We start from the raw sequence: 232 nt of genomic DNA, 5'->3' as shown, positions 1-232 counted from the left end.
GGTCAGAGATCCCTGGCTAGATTGCGAAGTTGGAATTTCTGGATCTTGCCGGTCGAGGTTTTGGTAAGCTCTTGGAAAACCACCTTTTTGGGGGTTTTGAAGCCGGCCAGACGACTGCGGGCAAATGCGATCAGATCACTTTCAGTTGCCACATGCCCGTCCTTCAATTCCACAAACGCACAGGGCACTTCGCCCCATGTGTCGTCCGGTTTCGCCACCACAGCAGCAAGAC

At 53.9% G+C, this 232-nt stretch carries 1 protein-coding gene; it reads right to left on the bottom strand.

Annotated features, from left to right (window positions below):
- Positions 1-2: 2 nt before the first annotated feature.
- Positions 3-232 (bottom strand): AMP-binding enzyme (locus Q4528_RS16450; protein WP_439848961.1); only part of this gene is annotated, 230 nt, incomplete at its 5' end.

It is taken from the genome of Staphylococcus pasteuri (assembly GCF_030547725.1).
GTDB classification, from domain to species: Bacteria; Bacillota; Bacilli; order Staphylococcales; family Staphylococcaceae; genus Staphylococcus; species Staphylococcus pasteuri.
The sequence above is the reverse complement of the archived record's forward strand: the minus strand, read 5'-3'. Positions and strand labels throughout refer to the sequence as shown.